Raw genomic sequence first — 19,648 nt, forward strand, 5'->3', positions numbered from 1 at the left:
TTGTTTTTAGGAACTGTCTCGAAATAGCTTCCCATTAATCCGCAGGATTTTTTTTCGGGAGTGCTGCTCGAAAATCAGGCGCATAGCGGGCTGTGTAACTGACTTTTGAGCAGTGCTGTCGGAGAAAAAGACAAGAAATATGGGAAGTTATTCAGGGACAGTTCCTTAGCCCGGAAGCGCTCTGGAAAAGAGGGTTCCGGGCTTTTATTGCCGCTAAAAATATGGCTCATCCTTATCTGCCGTTCCAGATAAGGGTTGGTCTTAAAGGAAGCATGAAACAGCCCTCGGGTAAAGAAAACCATCTCATCCCAGTAACCGTTGACATGGGATTCCTGCATTGGCGTATCGTATTCATCCAGCAAAATAATCACTCTTTTTCCATAATAATAGCGCGGTACATAATCGGATAATGCCTTTAACGAATAAGAAGCCTCATTATCCTCTTCCCTTTTTTCTTATCCCACCCCCTTCAAAAGCCATCCATACGCATCCACCGCCACCCGAAGCTCTCCCTCCGCCGCAATCCCGGACGCCTTTGTCTGCCAATACTGCGCTGCGCCCTGAAGATACTCGCTTTTATTGATCAATCCCGCCTGATACCTCGTCTTTAGCGCGCCGTAATCCTTCTCGGCCGCCGCACACGCGGCCGCGGCGGCGTCCCGTTTGAGGCTTAAGGCCGCGATCTCCCGGTACTGCTCATCCAGCGTAAGGTTTGCCGCCCCCTTTGCCTCCTCAATCTGCTGGCTGCGCAGTTTCCTCTGCGTATCTCCCTGCGCCTGAGATCTCCTGGCTGATTTTACGCCGGGGTCGGCAATGACCGCCAGACTTCTGTCCTCCTCCGGATGGATCGCATTCAATTCCTCTGCCGCCGCCCGCGGGATCTCCCCTAAACTGATGCCCGCGCTCTCTCCGCTTTCCTTTCCCAGCATAATCAGAAGCTGGCGTTTCATCCGATCTGCGCTGTCATTTGCCGACTGGCTGGCAATCTGGGCCGCCAGAAGGCTTTTTGCCGCGTTCATGACCTCTTCCTGCGTGGCAAGCCCCGCGGCCTTCATGGAGGCCGTCCGGTCATATGCGGCCTGGCTGGCGTCCTCGCGGGCGGCGGCGCTCCTGGCCTGGGCCTCCATAGCCTTGCAGGAGGCCATGAGGGACTGGGCGGATTTTACCAGCGTCCATATGGCCTGTTCCCTGGACCACTCGTCGGATCGCGAATTTAGAGAGGTTATGCTGCGCTTCATCTGTCCGGCTGAAGAGGACAGGATGGCGGCGCTCTGCTCGTAGGAGGAGATCAGCGCCGCATCCCCGCCCTCGTCCTCCAGCTCATCGGCTTTATCGAGCATATCGCGCCCGGCGCTCGCGAAAGAGTCGTAAGCGATCTGGTAGATTTCCAGGCTGGCTTCATAGCTGGCCTGCTGGTTGATCGCCCGGCTGTTTCCGGCCCGGATAAGCGCTTCCAGCTCTCTGTATTCGATCACAGAGTCGTTTAATTTCTCCTCCGTAAATCCGGCGGTCTCTTCCGCACCGGATGAAGCAGACTGCCCGTTTTCATCATCAAGCCCCGGCCCTTCTGCCGGGCCAAATTCGGTTTCCGTTCCTGAGATCAGAGGGCCGGCCGCCCATGCCTGGCACGCCGGGACAGACGTCAGGCACAGGAGCAGGCACAGGATCCGGCATGTAATCCGGCAAAAATAAGCTTTCTGCGATTGTCTGATTCGTGTCAAAGATTGTCTCGTTCGTCTCAATTGAACCGCCTCCTGTCACACGGATGAAGCCAGGCCGTCCACAGCCCACTGATAGGCAAGCTGGGCCGTAAGGAGCGACAGGGCCGCTGTGTCAAACTCCGCTCTGGCAGCCGCATAGGAATAGGACTGGCTCTGGTACGCGTTGGCGCTGATGGTCCCGGCCGCCTTTTTCCGCTCTGCGGACTGCATGCTCTGTTCCTCCAGGGCAAAGCTCTCCTTTGCCTGGGCATATTGATTTTCTGAGAGGAGAAGGCTCTGCCAGGCGGAGCGCACGCTGGATTTTACCGCCTCCTCGCTGCTCTTTAATGTCGTCTCATAGCTTCTCTGTACGGTTCCCACCCGGGCGTTTTTAACCTGGCGGTTTAATATCTTCAGATCGTAGTTGTTTTCTACCGCCTTTGCGATATCCTCTTCCAGATGAATCCGCGCGCTCATGGAAGCCTCCGGTTCCGGGAGCGTGCTGATCTCCACCTCATCCCCGTATTGCCAGCCCAGCATCAGGCAGAGATTTTCCTTAATGGAGGCAATGCTGCTCTCAGTCTCTGTCACGGCGGCCTGCGCTGTCAATAATGCCTCCCGGGCGTTTAAAACATCAGTCTGGGACGTTGTCCCCGCCGCGGCCCTGGTCTGGGCTGTCTCCAGGTCTTTTCTGGCCTTTTCGGCCGCGCTGCTGCGGATCTGCAGGGAAACGACCGCATTCCAGTAGGAGATCATCTGCTGCTGGGCGGACTGTACCAGCCCCTTTTCCGTCTTCATATGGCCCCACAGAACCGTATCTGAATCGGCTGTATTTTCATCCCCCCGCTCCATCATCTGATCCGCCGAGCGCTCGCTGGAATGGGCCGCCGCCAGCCGGGCGCCATAGTTTTCTTCGTCCGAATCCGGGTATTCGATACTGTCATAAATATCCTGGGCCGTGTCGTAATAGCCCTGCGCGATCTCCTCGCTGTCCTTTCCCTTATAATCCTGGTATTCAATCGCATTTTTCTTTACTGTGCTGTTATACTCATGGATCAAATCCGCAATCTCGTCAAATTCCAGCCTGTTATCCCGCAGGGAAGCCCATTTCTCCTCCGAGTAGGCAAAAGGCGGGCTGTCTGCCAGGGCCGGAAACGGCGCGGGGGCTGCCAGCGAAAGGCCGGCAATGCCAAAAGCGGCCGCCAGATATCGTTTTCTGCGCCTGTATTTCTTCCTCTCTCCGATTTTGTTTTGGCTCATCATAACGGGCTGCCTCCTTTCATTGGTTATATTTTCATCCCTATCTTAATCCACATCCGCCGCGATCTCCTTATGCCTGCGGCTCAGCAGGCCGTAGTAAACAGGCAGCATGAAGAGCGCTACGGCCACGCCGGCCGTGAGGCCCCCAATGTCCACGACCGCCAGCCCCTGCGTGGTGGAGCCGCTGCTCCCGATGCCCATGGCCATGGGAATCATGGACAAAATGGTGGTCAGGCTGGTCATCAGGATCGGCCGGATGCGGGTCGCTCCCGCCTCGATCAGGGCGCTTCTCATATCCATGGTCTGCCGGTACTGGTTGACAGTATCCACATACAGGATCCCGTTGTTGACCACGGTTCCCACCAGGACCAGAAAGCCCAGCAGGGAGGTCATGCTGACGCTCACGCCCGCCAGCTTTAAAAGGCCGAACGACCCCACCAGGCTGAAGGGGATGGTGGTCATGACCATAAATGAGAACTTCGGCGACTCAAACTGGGCGGACATCACGACAAATACAAGGAATACCGCCAGGGCAATCGCCCTGTACAGAGAGCTGAATTCCTCCTGCATCATCCGGTCGCGGCTGTTCGTGCCCAGCGTGATAGTTCCTGTGAGATTCGGCGAGACTACCTCGCTGTCCACTAAAGCCTTCACGTTGCCGCCCGTATAATCCGCGCTGATCCTCACCTCGTACGCCTTATCCGTCTTGGAAATGGAGGACGGGCTGTCCTTGTAAATCACTTCCGCCACGTCGCTGAGCGCCACAAAACCGCCCTTTGGCGTTGTGAGAATGATGTCCTCCACCTGGCTGACCGTACGGTACTCCCCTTCCGGGTACTCGACCTGCACGCTTAAATCCTCCCCGTCCACGGTCAGTGTGGTCGCTTCTACGCCGCTTAACATCTGCCTGACAGAGGAACCGATGCCTGATGCCGTCATGCCATATGCCTTTGCCATCACCGGATCCACCTTGATTGTTACAATGGGCGCCGTATTTTCCACGCTGGAATGAACGTTAATCACATCCGTGCGCCCCGTAAGCTCCTGTACGATTTTGTCCGCAGTCTCCTTCAGCTCGTCATACTGCGTCCCGTGCAGGAGCACCTGATAGCCCCTCTGGCGGCCCATAAAGCTCATGGAAGCTGAGGCCGATACGTCAATGCTGCAGTTTTCAATATTGTCCATTTCCTTCTGCCACAGATCCGCCACATCCTCTGTGTCCATCGTCCGGCTGTCGGACAGGTAGGCTGTGATCGTGCCGCTGTCGCTGTTAAACCGCAGCATATAGGATTCCACCTGATCGCTGGCGGCCACAACGGCCTCGGCCTGGTTTAAGGCGTCGTGAACCTTTTCGGTCAGCAGGCCCGGCCTGGTCTCGATGCTGACGCTGACCGTGCCTGTATCGTCTGAGGTCATCAGCTCCGTTTCCATGCCTGAAGCCATAACCACGGTTCCCGCAAGGATGCCCACCGAAGCCAGCATCACAAGCGCCCTGTGGTTTAAAAGCGAATCCATTGTCCGGCGGTAGAAGCGCTGCAGTCGTTCCACCGGCGCATTCATCAGCGCGCGCCCTGTTTCTGTTGGTTTATAGAACAGATAGCACAAAGGCACGATCGTCATGGCCGAAATGAGAGATGCCAGCATACAAAATACAACCGTATAGCCCAGAGGCTTAAACATCTGCCCCGTCATACCGCTTATGGAAGCCAGGGGCAGGAACACGACGCAGGTGGTAACCGTGGAGCCGATGATGGAATTTAACACAATCCCCGTCCCCTCAAGGGCCGCCCTGGAGTAGGCCAGAGCGCCCTTATCGCGGCTGTCCGCCGTAGCTCTGAAACAGCTCTCCAGCACCACAATCGAGTTATCCACCATCATCCCCACGCCCAGCACCAGGGCGCTCATGGTAATCACATTCAGGGAAAATCCCATCTGTGTCATGGCAATCAGCGACAGCAGGATTGACGTCGGAATCGAGCTTCCCACTATCAGAGACGCCTTATAGTCGCCGAAAAACAGGAAAATGATCACCATGGAGATCCCGACCGCCATCACCATGGTCTGGGCCACCTCAATCAGGGAATCCAGAATCGTATCCGATGTATCCCTGGCCACCTCAATACCCAGATCCGCGTCGTCGGCCAACAGAGTTTCAATCGTCTTGTGAACCGCCTCCGAAACCTCCATATCCGTACTGCTCTGCTGCTTCTGGATAGAGATGGAGATCGTCTCCTGTCCGTTGTAGCGGGAAACGCCGCCCCGATCCTCCTTTGCCTCATAGATATCCGCCACATCGCACAGGGAAATCAGCTCCCCCGTGGGCGTGGCAATGGGAATGTCGCGAAGCTCATCCACCTGCACTGTCTCCAGGGATGTGGTGACCGAGAGCTCCAGATTGCCGGAAACCGCCGACCCGGACGGATAGGCCAGGTTGGAACTGCTGACAGCGGATGTGATGTCATTCATGGTCACATTGTACTGCGCCATCTTTTCTGATATCAGCTCCACCCTGACATATTTCGAGGAGCCGCCCATGGTATCCACGCTGGCCACTGAGGAAATCCGCTCAAACTCCGGCACAATCGTCTGATCCACGTAATCGTAGAGATTTTCCTTTTTGCTGTGGCTGATGGAAAGCATCATACTTGTGCCGGCATTCATGTTCATTTCCATAATGGACGGCTCCACGTCGTCCGGGAGGCCGCGCATGCTGTCCACTTTCTTTTTCAGCTCGTCGTACGCCTCATCCATATCTGTGCCGTAGTCGTATTCCAGCATGACCCGGGAACGGCCGTCGCTGGATGTGGAGCTTAAGCTCTTCACGCCCTCAAGAGTGGAAACCGCGTCCTCAATCGGCTGCGTCACCAGCTCGTCAACATCCTCCGGGCCCGCGCCCGAATAGGAGGCGCTGATAATCATCATCGGCGTTTCCATCTCCGGCATCTGCTCCAGCTTTGCGGAAAAGACGGAGGAAATACCGAACACAATCAGGCACAGAAGCCCCATAATCGTCGTGACCGGGTGCTTGAGCACATATCTTGTAATACCCATACCGCTTCCCCCCGTCCTACTGATTCTGTCCCGGCGCGCCGCCCTGGCCGCCGTGCCTGCCATCCGGAGCGCCGCCGTCCGGCTTTCTGCCGCTCTCAGGAGCCGCGCTCTTCTCCGCCTGCCCCTGCCCGTCCGGCACGTTTTCGCTGTCCGCATCTCCCTTCAGCTTAACCGTAGACCCCTCATAGAGCTGGGAGCTCCAGGTGCTGATCACCATCTCCTCCCCTGTAAGGCCCGAGAGGATCTGGGCGCGCTCCGAATCATAGAGCCCTACCTCCACCTGCTGTTTATGTACGGTCCCGTCCTCATACAGGTACACATTGCCCACGCCATTGTCATAATAAACGGCGTCCACAGGGATCGTCATCACCTGCGTTGCGCAGTCTGACACCACCGTCACCTTTACGGTGCTTCCCGTCGCGATACTCCCCGCCTCCGGAAGCTCTGCCTTTACTTTAAAAAGGCCGTTTGTCTCGTCTACCATGGTGCTCACATCACTGATGCTTCCCTGGTACTCCACACCGTTCTTCCGGATCGTGATCGCATCCCCCTGCTTAAGCTTTGCCACCACCCGTTCCGTCACATAAAAGGATACGCGCTTTTCTCCTTCCCCGGAAATCACGCAGAGCTGCGCATTCTGGTTCACCCTGTCAAATGCCTCTATATCGCATGTCTCAATCCGGCCCCCGATCGGCGCTGTCACAGAGCTGTACTCCACCTGCCGGTCATAATTCAGCTTCGCCGCGTCATACTGAAGCTTTGCGGTCTTCACCCGGTTCTGATACTGCTCCCACTCCTGATCCGAGATATCCCCGCCCTGGTACAAAAGCTGCATTCTCGACAGGGTGCTCTGGGCCTCGGACAGGCTCACCGCCGCGGAATCCATGGAATTTCTGGCGCTCTCCACCTGATCCGTATCGATCGTACACAGAAGCTGCCCGGCCGCGACCGTATCCCCTGCCTTTACCATGACAGCCGTCACATCGCCGCCGGCCTTTGCGTACACATACACCACATCCGACGGCTCCACCGTTCCGGAAAGGCTGGTCGTCCGCTCAATCGTCCCCGGCTGCGGCTTTTCCGCATTGACCGTGGAGACATGGTTCATCTGGCCGCCCCCCATACTTCCCGGAGGCGCTGCGCCTGCCTGCCCCCCTTTTCCTCCCGCCGCCTTCACCGCCACGGCCGCTGCCACGGCCGCTACAGCCAGAAGGCCCGCAATCGAAAGCCATTTATGACGTTTCACCACATCCCAGCATGAAGCTGACTCTCTGTTTTTCATTCTTCACATTCCTCTCTGCAAAAGACAGATCTGTAAATCCAACCGCCCTGCCGCTGTTATTTTAATTTCCTGGGAAGTATAGCATTTTTGTGTAAATCGAAATTCAACTGAATATGAATTGAATTTAAACGAAGGGTGAAAAATTTGTGTGTTGCCGGGCATGAACACTAACCTATACAAATCAGAAATAGAATATTCTGTGAAACATCTTTTCATTTTTATTCCCTTCGTTTATAATCATTTTAAACAAATACGGAACGATTTTCAGGAGGTTACATCCATGTTTCACATCCTCGTTGTGGAAGACGATTTTAAACTCCGCTCCCTTTTCTGCACGGTCCTGACCAACAACGGCTATCTGGCTGTTCCCGCTGAAAATGCGGCGCGGGCCCTGGAGCTTTTGGATTCGGAATATATTGATCTGATTATTTCGGATATCATGATGCCCGGCATGGACGGATATGAACTGATCCGGACGCTGCGGGGAAGCGGCTATCAGCTTCCGATCCTGATCATCACGGCAAAGGATCGGTTTGAAGACAAACAGAAGGGCTTTTTGGCGGGCACAGACGACTATATGGTCAAGCCCATTGATGTCAATGAAATGATTCTGCGGGTGGGGGCTCTCTTAAAGCGCGCCCGCATCGCCACGGAACGGCGCATCCACTGCGGCGATACGGTCCTCAATTATGACGCCCTTACCGTCACTATAGACGGCCGGGAAACGCTGCTTCCGCAGAAGGAATTTTATCTTTTATATAAGCTTTTGTCCTATCCCAATAAAATTTTTACCAGACAGCAGCTCATGGATGAGATCTGGGGCATGGATTCCACCACGGACGAGCGGACTGTGGATGTCCACATCAACCGCCTGCGGGAGCGTTTCCGGGAGTGCGGCGACTTCCTCATCATGACCGTACGCGGGCTGGGCTATAAGGTGGTGAAATCGGAATCGTGAAAAAGCTTTCTTTTGGGAAACGGCTTCATTCCCATCTCCCCGTTTACTGGCTGGGGCTTCTCATCCTGATTTTCAGCATCCTGTCCCTGATGCCGATCATGGCCGGAATGCTGACCGCTTTTTTGGTGGACAGCGAGCCCTGGAAGCTCCGGCGCCACGTTCCCTGGATGCGCCACATTTATCCCACCTTAATCTTCTTTCTCGGAAGCTTAAGCCTCAGCATCCTCATCTCCCTGCTTCTGTGGTTTGGAATACTCCTTCCTCTGGGAAATATCAGCCGGGCCGCCAAGCGGGTGGCCAAAGGCGATTTTTCCGCCTGGGTGGAGCCCTGCCATTCACTCAGGGAGCTTAAAGAGCTGACCGATAACTTTAACCGGATGGTCCAGGAGCTTGGAAGCATCGAATCCCTGCGCAATGATTTTGTCACCACCATTTCCCATGAATTCAAGACGCCCCTGGCGGCCATCGAGGGCTATGCCACCCTTTTACAGGATCCGTCCCTCTCCCGGAGCCAGGAAGAAGAGTACGTCCGGATCATCATTGACAGCACAAGGCAGCTCTCCTCCATGGCTGGAAATATCCTTCTGCTCTCCCGCCTGGAGCAGCAGGAAATCGTCACCAACCAGTCTTCATTTAAGCTGGATGAGCAGATACGCCAGGCCATCCTCATGCTGGAGCCTCTGTGGGAGAAAAAATGCCTGGATCTGGACATTGATCTTCCGTCTGTCCGGTATTACAGCAACCCGGAGCTGCTTTTGCAGATATGGATCAACCTGATCCAGAATGCTATTAAGTTCACGCCGCCCGGCGGTACGCTTATGGTGCGGATGGAGGTTTTGTCCCATGAAGCAGTGGTTTCTGTCGCTGATACCGGGATCGGTATGGATGAAGAACAGCAGAAGCGGATTTTTGAAAAGTTTTACAGCCGCACTTCGGATCCGGCCCTGGGCGGGAATGGGCTCGGGCTTTCGATTACAAAGCGGATCGTGGAACTGCTTCACGGGAGCATCCATGTGAAAAGCAGGCCGGACGAGGGGAGCTGCTTTACGGTAAGACTGCCGATGGAAACTTAGTACATCAGTGCAGCAGCATATCCGCGCCCTGCATAACAAGAGGATTGATCCAGAGCTCTGCGGCTGTCCCCGCTGCTGTCAGCAAAAGAAGGACCGCAAAGCCAGCCCCATGAAGCCGGTTTTCGGATGACAGCGACCAGGATGCAAGGATAAGACCCACCGGAAGGAAAAAAATCCCCTGCGGAAAAACGGACAGCAAAAACAGAGCCAGCCCCCCTATCCCCGCCTGTACGGTCATGCAGGAGATCAGGAAGCCAAGCGAAAAGCCTGTAAAAGCAGCGGCCAGGCAGAGCCCCGGAACCGCAAACAGCGTCATTCCGCTCAGCCAGATCATCCCGGCAGCCAGAAAACGCCGGCCGGCCAGCAGCGCCATCTCCCCCGCGCTGACAGAGCTTTTCACATTGTGTACGCTCCAGTAAAGGGGGGCCAGTCCTGTGATCTCTTCCTTCAGGCTCGCTCCCATGCGGTTCACCCACACCGTTCCCAGCAGGATTCCCGAAAAAAAACAGAACAGGGCCATCCAGACTGGATACGGACTTTCTGATGTATGATACAATCTCACAAACATCACCCCAAACGCTGGGAGCAGCGCATTCTCAGCGGTCTGCACAACAGTCCAGACAGCCTGAAACCGTTACCTGTCCGCGCCTCTCAGCCTTTTCTTCCATCATATGTGCGGCCGGCTCTCACTATGCCTGTAACAAACCGCTGTACTTGCAGGCATACGCCATAACCGCGGCCACGGTCTTTCCGTCCGTCATCTTTCCGCTGTAGATCAATTCAAGCAGATCCGGCAGCTCCCATTCCTCCACGGAGATCTCCTCCTCCGGATCCAGATGCTGCGCGGACGGAACCAGGTCTCTTGCCAGAAATACATCAAGCGCCTCATCGCAGAATGCGATCGTGGTGTTGATGCTCAACAGGTATTCCAGCTTCCCGCACCGGTATCCCGTCTCCTCCTCCAGCTCCCGGCTGGCGCACTCGATCTTCGGCTCGCCCGGATAGTCGAGCTTTCCCGCCGGTATCTCCAGCGTGTAGCGATCCAGCGCGTTGCGGTACTGGCGCACCATCAGAAGCTTTCCCTCCCGCGTGACCGCCACCACAGCCGCCGCGCCGTCGTGATGGATAAAATCCCACTTTGCCTCATGGCCGTTCACCAGAACCGTATCCTCATAGATCTTTAAAATAGCGCCCTCGTATTTTAACTGCCGGTCCAGCCGTTCCACCGGAGCCGTCTTTCCTGAAGCGCTGTTTGGGGTCATCGTCTGCCCCTTCTTTTCATCCGACATCTTTTTTCTCCTTTCGGATTGCTGATTTTTTGGAAAAAGCCTTATAGACGAAACCGTCTATAAGGCTTTTATTTTTCATTTCAGAAGGCTTTGCCGCCGCCGTTCTCCCTCCAAACTCTGTCAATAGACAGAAGATTCTGCGGTAACGGTTTTCCCGTAACTTGCCCGGATTCCCTTGCTGTTACGCTATTTCGCATATTCCGTGACTCTTGACTCACGGATTACATTCACTTTTATCTGGCCCGGATACTGGAGCTCTTCCTGAACTCTTCTTGAAATCTCCCTGGCCATCAAAACCATATCATCGTCGCTGACCTGTTCCGGTACAACCATAATGCGGACCTCTCGTCCGGCCTGAATAGCGTAGGACTTGTCCACTCCCTTGTAGGAATTGGTGATGTCCTCCAACTGCTTTAAGCGATTCGTATATGTCTCTAATGTCTCTCTTCTTGCGCCCGGCCTTGCGGCTGAAATCGTATCAGCAGCCTGCACCAGACATGCAATCAGGCTCTGCGGTTCCGCGTCCCCATGATGGGCTTCCACAGCGTTGATCACGGTTGCCGACTCTTTGTATTTTCTGCAGAGAGCCACGCCCAGCTCGACATGTGTGCCCTCCTGCTCATGGTCGATCGCCTTTCCAATATCATGTAATAAACCGGCCCGTTTCGCTGTGCGGACGTCCACGCCCACCTCAGCAGCCAGAAGACCGGCCAACTGCGCTACCTCTATCGAATGCTTCAACGCATTCTGGCCATAGCTTGTCCTGAATTTCATCTTGCCAAGCAGCTTCACAAGCTCCGGATGGATCCCATAAATGCCCACCTCCAGGAGAGCCGCCTCTCCTTCCTCGCGCATCATGCTTTCCACTTCTTTCTGTGACTTTTCCACCATCTCTTCGATACGGGCCGGGTGAATCCGCCCGTCTACGATCAGGCGTTCCAGCGCAATTCTGGCCACCTCCCGGCGGATGGGGTCAAAACCGGACAGGACAACCGCCTCCGGCGTGTCGTCAATAATCAGCTCTACGCCCGTCAGAGTCTCAAGCGTACGGATATTGCGCCCTTCACGGCCGATAATCCGTCCTTTCATCTCATCATTCGGGAGCTGTACGACAGAAACCGTCGTCTCAGCCACATGATCCGCCGCACAGCGCTGAATCGCTGTGACCACGTAATCCCTGGCCTTCTTTTCCGCCTCTTCCTTTGCCCTTGCCTCCAGATCCTTGATCAGCTTTGCCGTGTCATGCTTCACATCTTCTTCAACGGATTTCAGCAGATATTCTCTTGCCTGCTCGGATGTGAGCCCGGATATCTTCTCCAGCTCCTCCATCCCCTTCTCATAAAGCGCCTCTGTCTCGGCCGTCTTCTTTTTCAGGGATTCCTCTCTGGCGTTTAAACCCGCCTCCCGCTTCTCCATTGCTTCTGATTTCTTGTCAAGATTTTCCTCTTTGCTCAATACACGTCTTTCATAGCGCTGAAGCTCCGCCCGTCTTTCCTTTGTCTCTTTCTCCAGCTCATTCTTCGTCTTTAAAGACTCTTCCTTTGCCTCCAGGAGAGCTTCTCGCTTCTTTGTCTCAGCTACCTTTAATGCTTCATCTATGATTTCTCTTGATCGCTCTTCCGCGCTTCCAATTTTCGCCTCATATGTCTTCTGGCGGTACTGGATCGCAGCGAACCAAGTGACAGCAGCTACAATAATACCTGTAATGATCGGAATTATTACTTGTGACACAGGAGCACCTCCTTATTTAGTTTTCATTGTACAAAAATACAATAAACTAATTTTAAACGGTTTTGGGCATAATGTCAAGCATATTCATCGCGACTCTCAAACGCGTTGTTACAGTTCAGCCTTCCGTCTAAACTGCAACAAATGATGCACAGAACTTGTGCCTTCTGCACAATTTCGCGCTTGTTGCCTTCGGGTTTTCTGTGACCTTCGTTCACAAAAAACACCTTGCAGAGTCGAAGGCTGAACTGTTACAACGCGCTGCCCTTGGGTTTCCTGTGACCTTCGCTCACAAAAAACACCTCGCAGAGTCGAAGGCTGAACTGTTCAATGCGTTCCGGGCCTCCTCCCATGAGAATCCCCTGCGCATGAGGTAAGCCGCCAGCTTTCCCTTTTCCTCCCTTGACACTTCCTGACCGGTATAACCCTTTTTTCTGAGCAGCCTTTGGATCTGCTCAGCCGTATCCGGCCGGATCTCCTCATACAGCTCCTCTGCCAGCGCGCGGTCAATCCCTTTTCTCCACAGGCTCTGCATGAGCTGCGCGCGGCTCTTCTTCCCTCCGTGGGCCTCCACATAATTCCTGGCGTAAGCCGCGTCGTCCACATAATGGTATTCTTTCAGAAACGCCAGCGCCTCCTCGATCGCGGGATCCGGATACCCGCCGCTTTTAAGCTTAGCGCGCAGCTCATGTTCAGTCCTGTCCATATCCCTCAGGAGATAAAGCGCCCTCTCCCTCGCCCGGCGGCAGACGGTCTCCCGAAGAATCTCTTCATACAGGGGTTCCTCAATCTCACATCCCTCTTCAAGCCTGTAGCGGCGTATCTCCCCGTTATATAAGGCAAAGGCAAACTCCCCGTCCAGGTAGACTCTGCTCCTTCGCTTGTCGAGGGGCTCTATCTTATCAATATACATAAGTCCTTGTTATATGGCGCCTTACTCCGCTTTTTCGCAACAGCTCAGATACCCCTGAACCGTTACGCTTTTTCAGATTTTTCAGTTTCCTCCGCCTTATCGGCCCCGTCTCCGACCGGGGCTAAAACGGACGGCTTTCTGGCCGCGGCCGCTTCCCGGCCCGGCTTTTCCTTCGGGGGCTCTTCTTTTTCCGGGGCAGGCGCGCCGCCGTCGTTTAAGCCAAACTTTTCACGGACTTTCAGCTCAATCTCGCGGCATATCTCCGGGTTAGACGCCAGGTAATTCTTCGCGTTCTCGCGTCCCTGGCCGATCTTGTTGCCATTGTAGGCATACCAGGCGCCGCTCTTATCCACAATGTCTTCCCTGGCCGCCAGATCAAGGATATCTCCCTCTCTGGAAATCCCCTTGCCAAACATGATATCGAATTCCGCCTCGCGGAAGGGCGGGGCCACCTTATTCTTCACTACTTTGATACGGACGCGGTTTCCGATGATCTCGCCGGCCTGCTTTAACGTCTCGATCTTGCGGACATCGAGACGCACGGACGAATAGAATTTCAGCGCGCGGCCGCCTGTCGTCGTCTCCGGGTTGCCGAACATCACGCCCACCTTCTCGCGGAGCTGATTGATAAAAATCACGATACAGTTATACTTGCTGATGATACCCGTCAGCTTGCGCAGGGCCTGCGACATCAGCCTGGCCTGCAGGCCCACATGGGAATCGCCCATCTCGCCGTCAATCTCCGCTTTTGGCACAAGGGCCGCCACAGAGTCCACAATCACGATGTCAACCGCCCCGGAGCGGACCATGGTTTCCGTAATCTCCAGCGCCTGCTCCCCGTTGTCCGGCTGGGAAATGTAGAGATTGTCAATATCCACGCCGATATTCTTCGCATACACGGGATCCAGCGCGTGCTCCGCGTCGATAAAGCCGGCGATGCCTCCGCGCTTCTGCACCTCTGCAACCATGTGCAGCGCCACCGTCGTCTTACCGCTGGATTCCGGGCCGTACACCTCGACCACTCTCCCCTTCGGCACCCCGCCCAGCCCCAGCGCCAGATCAAGGCTCAGAGCGCCGGTGGGAATCGTCTCTATATTCAAATTGACCCGCGAATCGCCAAGCTTCATCACAGAGCCCTTTCCATACGCCTTCTCAATCTGTATCAGCGCAGCGTCCAATGCTTTCAGCTTTTCATCCTTATTCATCTTATCCTCCAAATCGCTTTACGTTGCAAACGAACAAATGTTCTTTCCTAAATAATAGTATATCCTGACGGGAATGTCAAGCTTTATTTCCTGAATTTTCATGCTGGGATCTTATCGAAACGATACGTCATATAACGAAATGTTAATTTCAGAAGCAATGTCATTATACCATCAATCCTGTGAAATGTCTACTGCACAAATTTTTTTCTTTTTACCCTCTTTTTTTGGCACTATTCCTGATTGTCAATCAAACGGCTATCGAATAAAATTTGTAGCAGTTTAATTTTAGAAACTGCCAACAAACGAGGAGGATCAAATCATGACTCAGGAAGCTTCCAAAACACTGGTTAAGGATATGACGGACGGAATCCCGGCCCGGCTTATTCTCGGCTTTGCCGTTCCCATGCTGTTCGGCTTTTTATTCCAGCAGTTTTACAGCATGGTGGATACGGTCATTGTCGGAAAATTTCTGGGCGTCGATGCCCTAGCTTCCGTAGGCTCTACGTCTGCCGTCAACTTTATGATCAATGGCTTTGTCATCGGCATCTGCTCCGGTTTCGCCATTCCGGTTGCCCAGCGCTTTGGGGCGCGCGACTATAAGGATATGCGCCGTTTTGTGGCCAACGCAGTCTGGCTCTCCTTTCTGTTCGCCTCTGTCATGACCGTGTCCGTAAGCCTCCTGGCCCGTCAGATTCTGATTCTGATGCAGACGCCGGAAAATATCATAGACGAGGCCTATGATTATATCCTCTTTATTTTTATCGGCATCCCGGCCACATACCTGTACAATATGCTGGCCGGGATCATCCGCTCCCTGGGAGACTCAAAAACGCCCGTGTATTTTCTCGTCTTTTCCAGCTTTTTAAACATCCTTCTGGATCTGCTCTTTATCGTATGGCTGCAGACCGGAGTGGCTGGAGCGGCTTATGCCACCGTCATTTCCCAGGCGGTTTCCGGGTTCCTCTGTTTCATGTACATGAAAAAGCATTACCCGGTTCTGAAAATGGAACGCTCCGAACTGGAATGGAGCCTCCGGCACGCGGGCATACTGTGTAAAATGGGCGTTCCCATGGGGCTTCAGTATTCCATAACCGCCATTGGTTCCGTTGTCATCCAGACCGCCATCAACTCCCTTGGTTCCGCCGCCGTCGCCTCTGTGACAGCCGGACAAAAAGTCAGCCTGTTCTTTTGCTGCCCCTTTGAAGCCCTGGGAGGAACCATGGCGACCTATGCAGGCCAAAATGCGGGCGCCGGGAAAATAAACCGCATCTGGCAGGGCGTCCGTTCCGCCACCGCCCTGGGCGCCGCCTACGCCGTGATCGCATGCGCCGTCCTCTATTTCTTCGGCGACCGGATCCCTCTGCTTTTTGTCGATGCAGGCGAAACCGAGGTGATCCGCCAGGCGCACCAATTGCTGATTTATAACTCTCTGTTTTACATCCCGCTTACGATCGTAAACGTATGGCGCTTTACCATCCAGGGCATGGGCTTCAGCCTCTTAGCCGTAGCGGCCGGCGTCTGCGAGATGATCGGCAGGGCCTTTGTCGGTTTCTGCCTGGTTCCTCTGACAGGCTATATCGCCATCTGCTTTGCCTCTCCCCTTGCCTGGATCATCGCGGACGCCTTTCTCATACCGGCCTTCTTTCACTGCATGCGCGCTCTGAGGAAGATGATCCCGGATGCCTCATGAACGACATGAACGATGGACTGTTCATGGGCAGACGCCCGCCGGCGCCATGTTTTCGTACGGCCAGCGCAGCAGATGCGCCGGCCAGCCTGCATTGTAGCATGTAATGTTACTACGGTTCGTGATGCACACAAACCGCAAAAAACGCGGCTTGGCGCTGCTGTCCCCGGGTTTTCTGTGACTTCCGCTGCGCTGCACTCACAAAAAACACCTCGCGGAATACTGCCCGTGCACAGTAACCATATAACCGATATATCCCACTTTTTTCCTCTCCCCGCATTGACATAAAGCCCCCCGCTCTTTATAATCAAACCAGAAGCCACTGTATACATTCCTGCCATCCTGTACACAGTAACTGGCAGAACACTGATCTTTAATTGGGGAGCTTATTTCGTTATGATTGGAAAACATGTATGGTCACTCACTCCCGCCAAGATTATTTTAGGCGGGTTTCTTCTTATCATTTTAGCAGGCGCTCTGCTTCTTTCCCTTCCTGTCTCGTCAAAAAGCGGGACGGCTACGCCGTTTTTGGATGCGCTCTTTACCTCAACCTCCGCTACCTGCGTGACCGGGCTGATTGTGCATGATACGTTTACCTGGTGGTCCGGCTTCGGGCAGGCTGTGATTCTGATCCTGATTCAGATCGGCGGCATGGGGGTGGTGACGCTGGCGGTTGTTATCACCATTCTCTCCGGGCGCAAGATCGGTTTAAAGCAGCGCTATGTCATGCAGGAATCCATCTCTGCGCCGCAGGTGGGCGGCATTGTCCGCATGACGCGTTTTATTGTGATCGGGACGATCCTGTTTGAGGCGGCGGGCGCTGTTATCATGGCCTTTCAGTTCTTACCCCAGATGGGCGTAGGAAAAGGCGTCTGGTTTTCCGTGTTCCATTCGGTTTCCGCCTTCTGCAACGCAGGCTTTGATCTCATGGGGGAGGTAAGCGGCCCCTGCTCGTCGGTTACGTCCTATACGGGAAACGCGCTGATCAATGTGCCGCTCATGTTTCTCATCGTTGTGGGCGGAATCGGATTTTTTGTCTGGGATGATATAAAGGCGCACAGGCTGCATGTGAGGCATTACCATTTACAGTCCAAAATCGTTTTGTGTACCTCCCTGATCCTCATTCTTCTGCCCGCCCTGTTTTTATATGTTTTTGAATTTTCCAGGGACTGCTGGAGCGGGCTTTCGGCCGGCGAGCGCATCCTTGCCTCCCTGTTTCAGGCCATATCGCCCCGGACGGCGGGATTTAACAGCGTTGATCTGAACATGCTGTCCGAGTCCTCCCAGTTGATGACGATTCTCCTCATGATCGTCGGCGGATCCCCCGGATCCACGGCGGGAGGCATTAAGACCACCACGCTGGCGCTGGCGCTTCTGTGCGTGCGCTCTGTATTTCAGAACCAGGAAACCATCCAGTGCTTTAACCGCCGGATTCCCTATGACATTCTGCGCAATGCCATCGCCATCCTGGCCATGTACTTAGGGCTCATGTTTTCAGCATCCTTTCTGATCGTCTGGCTTGAGCATGCCACCCTGATGGAAGCTGCCTTTGAAGCCGCGTCCGCGGTCGCTACCGTCGGCCTGACGCTGGGCATCACAGGCGATCTCACGGCAGCCTCGCGGATCATCCTGATCCTTTTGATGTATTTCGGACGCGTAGGCGGTCTGACCATGCTGTACGCCCTGACAAACCGCAAAAAGCTCCCTGTCCTTCTTCCGCAGGAACGGATTAACGTCGGCTAGAAACGGTACCGTATACTAATACATCTTTTATATAACACTGATAGATTGGAGAAACAGAATGAAAACAATTTTACTGATTGGACTGGGCCGCTTCGGCTCAACGATTGCCATGAAGCTGCACGAAATGGGACATGAGGTCATGGCCATTGACACCTCGGAGGAGCGGATCAATGCCGCTCTCCCCTATGTGACCAACGCCCAGATCGGGGACTGCACCAATGAGCAGTACATGAGCTCTCTCGGAATCCGCAATTTTGACGTGTGCATGGTCGCCATCGGCGACAATTTCCAGAGCTCCCTGGAGGTCACCTCTCTCTTAAAGGATCTGGGCGCCCGATTTGTGGTGTCCAGGGCCAGCCGCGATATACACGCCAAATTCCTGCTGCGCAACGGGGCTGACCAGGTCGTGTATCCGGAAAAGGAGACCGCCATCCGGGCCGCGGTCCGCTACAGCTCGGACAATATCTTTGACTTTATTGAACTGACGCAGGAGCACTCCATCTATGAAATCCCGGTCCCGGAGAACTGGATCGGAAAGACGATTATAGATGTGAATGTGCGGAAAAAATACCGGTTCTCGATTCTTGCCGTCAAATACAATGAAAAGCTCCATCCCCTTCCCGAACCGGACTATGTGTTCAAGGAAGGGGACGCGATGGTGATTCTCGGAGAAAACCGCGATATCCTCCGGTTTGTCCGCTGACCTGCCTTCCGGATGCCGCCGGCCGTTTACTCGATCAGCCGCCCGACATCCAGAAGGCCCCATCCCTGCTGATTTCTGGGAAGGCCCAGATCCACGGCCCGTTCCCGGATCCGAAGTTTAACGTCCACATTGGTCATCTCCGGATAGCGTTCCAGAAGCAGGGCCAGCGCCCCGGATACGACAGGCGTTGACATGGATGTGCCGCTTTTTACCATGTATCCCCCCGGCCTCGGCGCACAGCTCACAATACCCGAGCCGGGGGCTACGATATCAGGCTTTAAGATACATGCGCTGGTCGGCCCCCGGCCCGAATAATCGATCATGCGGCTTCCCGCCACATCGACCTCTTTGTAATCGTCGGAGCACCCCACGGTGATGACCTTGCGGCTGATCCCGGGCGTGGTGATTGTGCGGCTTCCCGGACCGTTATTTCCTGCCGCCACCACCACCACAAAGCCCGCATCCCAGGCGGCGTCCACGCCGCGCACCAGCGCCGAATCCTCGCTCATCCCTTTTTTCGCAAAAGAACCGACGGAAATATTGATAATCCGGATCCCGTACTTCTCCTTATGGCGTTCCACCCACTTAAGCCCCGCCAGGACATCGGCGGCCGACCCGTTTCCCTTATGATCCAGCACCTTTAAGCAGATTAAATTACAACGCGGGGCCACACCCTGATACCGTTTATCCGATGAAGCCCCGTTTCCTCCGATGATCCCGGCGATGTGCGTCCCATGTCCATTATCGTCATAGGGAAATGAACGTTTTTTTACCACATCCCGGAATACGGTTATTCTATTGTCAAAATCGCGGTGCGGATAAATCCCCGTATCCAGAACCGCGACCCCAATGCCTTTTCCTGTCAGGCCCAGACGGTATGCGCCGTCGCAATGAATCCATGCTTTTGCCTGATCCACGAATCCGTGACCTGCCTTCTCTCCACTCTTATTAATAGGATATTCACAAAGGCCGGTCCGGGGTTCCTGCGCGCTGCATCCGCCGCGCAGGCATCCAAAATGATCCGGACGGTTATGCCGCAGAAGCGGCCAGGCGCTG

Annotated in this window: 15 protein-coding genes and 1 pseudogene; 5 read left to right on the top strand and 11 right to left on the bottom strand. The window is 54.6% G+C overall.

Translation table 11 applies throughout. The annotated features are described in order from the left end of the window. Positions 1–233: 233 nt before the first annotated feature. The 5 genes and pseudogenes from NFS31_RS27660 to NFS31_RS10765 form a co-directional block, all read right to left on the bottom strand. Positions 234–440: pseudogene (locus NFS31_RS27660) on the bottom strand (AAA family ATPase); the annotation flags it as partial. 15 nt (positions 441–455) lie between these two features. Further along, complete coding sequence (locus NFS31_RS10750) at positions 456–1,742, bottom strand: efflux RND transporter periplasmic adaptor subunit (RefSeq protein WP_251494693.1); 1,287 nt, start codon at positions 1,740–1,742, stop codon at positions 456–458. 15 nt (positions 1,743–1,757) lie between these two features. Next, the gene (locus NFS31_RS10755) at positions 1,758–2,963 is read right to left on the bottom strand and encodes a TolC family protein (protein ID WP_251494696.1); all 1,206 of its coding nucleotides are present in this window, start codon (positions 2,961–2,963) and stop codon (positions 1,758–1,760) included. Between the two features lie 42 nt (positions 2,964–3,005). Next, positions 3,006–6,011, bottom strand: a complete 3,006-nt coding sequence (locus tag NFS31_RS10760; RefSeq protein WP_251494698.1) for an efflux RND transporter permease subunit — start codon at positions 6,009–6,011, stop codon at positions 3,006–3,008. 16 nt (positions 6,012–6,027) lie between these two features. Next, positions 6,028–7,293 (bottom strand): efflux RND transporter periplasmic adaptor subunit, encoded by a 1,266-nt coding sequence (locus NFS31_RS10765; RefSeq protein WP_251494700.1) that lies wholly within the window; start codon positions 7,291–7,293, stop codon positions 6,028–6,030. 280 nt (positions 7,294–7,573) lie between these two features. Here NFS31_RS10765 and NFS31_RS10770 point away from each other — a divergent pair, with 280 nt between their 5' ends. Further along, a complete protein-coding gene (locus tag NFS31_RS10770; protein WP_251494702.1) occupies positions 7,574–8,251 on the top strand; it encodes a response regulator transcription factor in 678 nt (225 codons plus the stop codon). After that, entirely contained in the window at positions 8,248–9,324 is a 1,077-nt protein-coding gene (locus tag NFS31_RS10775) for a HAMP domain-containing sensor histidine kinase (protein WP_251494704.1), read from the top strand. Before NFS31_RS10770 ends, NFS31_RS10775 begins: the two co-directional genes overlap by 4 nt. A 4-nt stretch (positions 9,325–9,328) precedes the next feature. Here the strand turns inward: NFS31_RS10775 and NFS31_RS10780 are convergent, their stop codons facing one another. The 5 genes from NFS31_RS10780 to recA form a co-directional block, all read right to left on the bottom strand. Then, on the bottom strand, positions 9,329–9,886 hold the full coding sequence (locus NFS31_RS10780; protein ID WP_251494706.1) for a stage II sporulation protein M: 558 nt from the start codon (positions 9,884–9,886) through the stop codon (positions 9,329–9,331). Between the two features lie 127 nt (positions 9,887–10,013). Then, positions 10,014–10,613 (bottom strand): NUDIX hydrolase, encoded by a 600-nt coding sequence (locus tag NFS31_RS10785; protein WP_251494708.1) that lies wholly within the window; start codon positions 10,611–10,613, stop codon positions 10,014–10,016. A gap of 186 nt (positions 10,614–10,799) precedes the next feature. Further along, positions 10,800–12,344 carry a ribonuclease Y gene (gene rny / locus NFS31_RS10790; RefSeq protein WP_251494711.1) on the bottom strand — a complete coding sequence of 515 codons (1,545 nt, stop codon included), beginning with the start codon at positions 12,342–12,344 and terminating at the stop codon, positions 10,800–10,802. A gap of 286 nt (positions 12,345–12,630) precedes the next feature. Further along, entirely contained in the window at positions 12,631–13,254 is a 624-nt protein-coding gene (locus NFS31_RS10795; protein ID WP_251494714.1) for a regulatory protein RecX, read from the bottom strand. A 62-nt stretch (positions 13,255–13,316) separates the two neighbouring features. Beyond that, a complete protein-coding gene (recA, locus tag NFS31_RS10800) occupies positions 13,317–14,459 on the bottom strand; it encodes a recombinase RecA (RefSeq protein WP_251494717.1) in 1,143 nt (380 codons plus the stop codon). A 319-nt stretch (positions 14,460–14,778) separates the two neighbouring features. On the opposite strand from recA, the gene NFS31_RS10805 reads away from it, so the two are divergent. From NFS31_RS10805 to NFS31_RS10815, 3 genes are all read left to right on the top strand, one after another. Further along, positions 14,779–16,149 carry an MATE family efflux transporter gene (locus tag NFS31_RS10805; protein ID WP_251494719.1) on the top strand — a complete coding sequence of 457 codons (1,371 nt, stop codon included), beginning with the start codon at positions 14,779–14,781 and terminating at the stop codon, positions 16,147–16,149. Between the two features lie 393 nt (positions 16,150–16,542). Continuing rightward, entirely contained in the window at positions 16,543–17,889 is a 1,347-nt protein-coding gene (locus NFS31_RS10810; protein ID WP_251494721.1) for a TrkH family potassium uptake protein, read from the top strand. Positions 17,890–17,947: 58 nt separating this feature from the next. After that, entirely contained in the window at positions 17,948–18,592 is a 645-nt protein-coding gene (locus tag NFS31_RS10815; protein ID WP_251494723.1) for a potassium channel family protein, read from the top strand. A gap of 26 nt (positions 18,593–18,618) precedes the next feature. Here NFS31_RS10815 and NFS31_RS10820 read toward each other — a convergent pair whose 3' ends face one another. Beyond that, positions 18,619–19,509, bottom strand: coding sequence for a S8 family peptidase (locus tag NFS31_RS10820; RefSeq protein WP_251494725.1), 891 nt, complete (start codon positions 19,507–19,509; stop codon positions 18,619–18,621). Between the last annotated feature and the right edge of the window lie 139 nt (positions 19,510–19,648).

It is taken from the genome of Otoolea muris (assembly GCF_943193115.1).
In the GTDB taxonomy this organism is placed as follows: domain Bacteria; phylum Bacillota; class Clostridia; order Lachnospirales; family Lachnospiraceae; genus Otoolea; species Otoolea muris.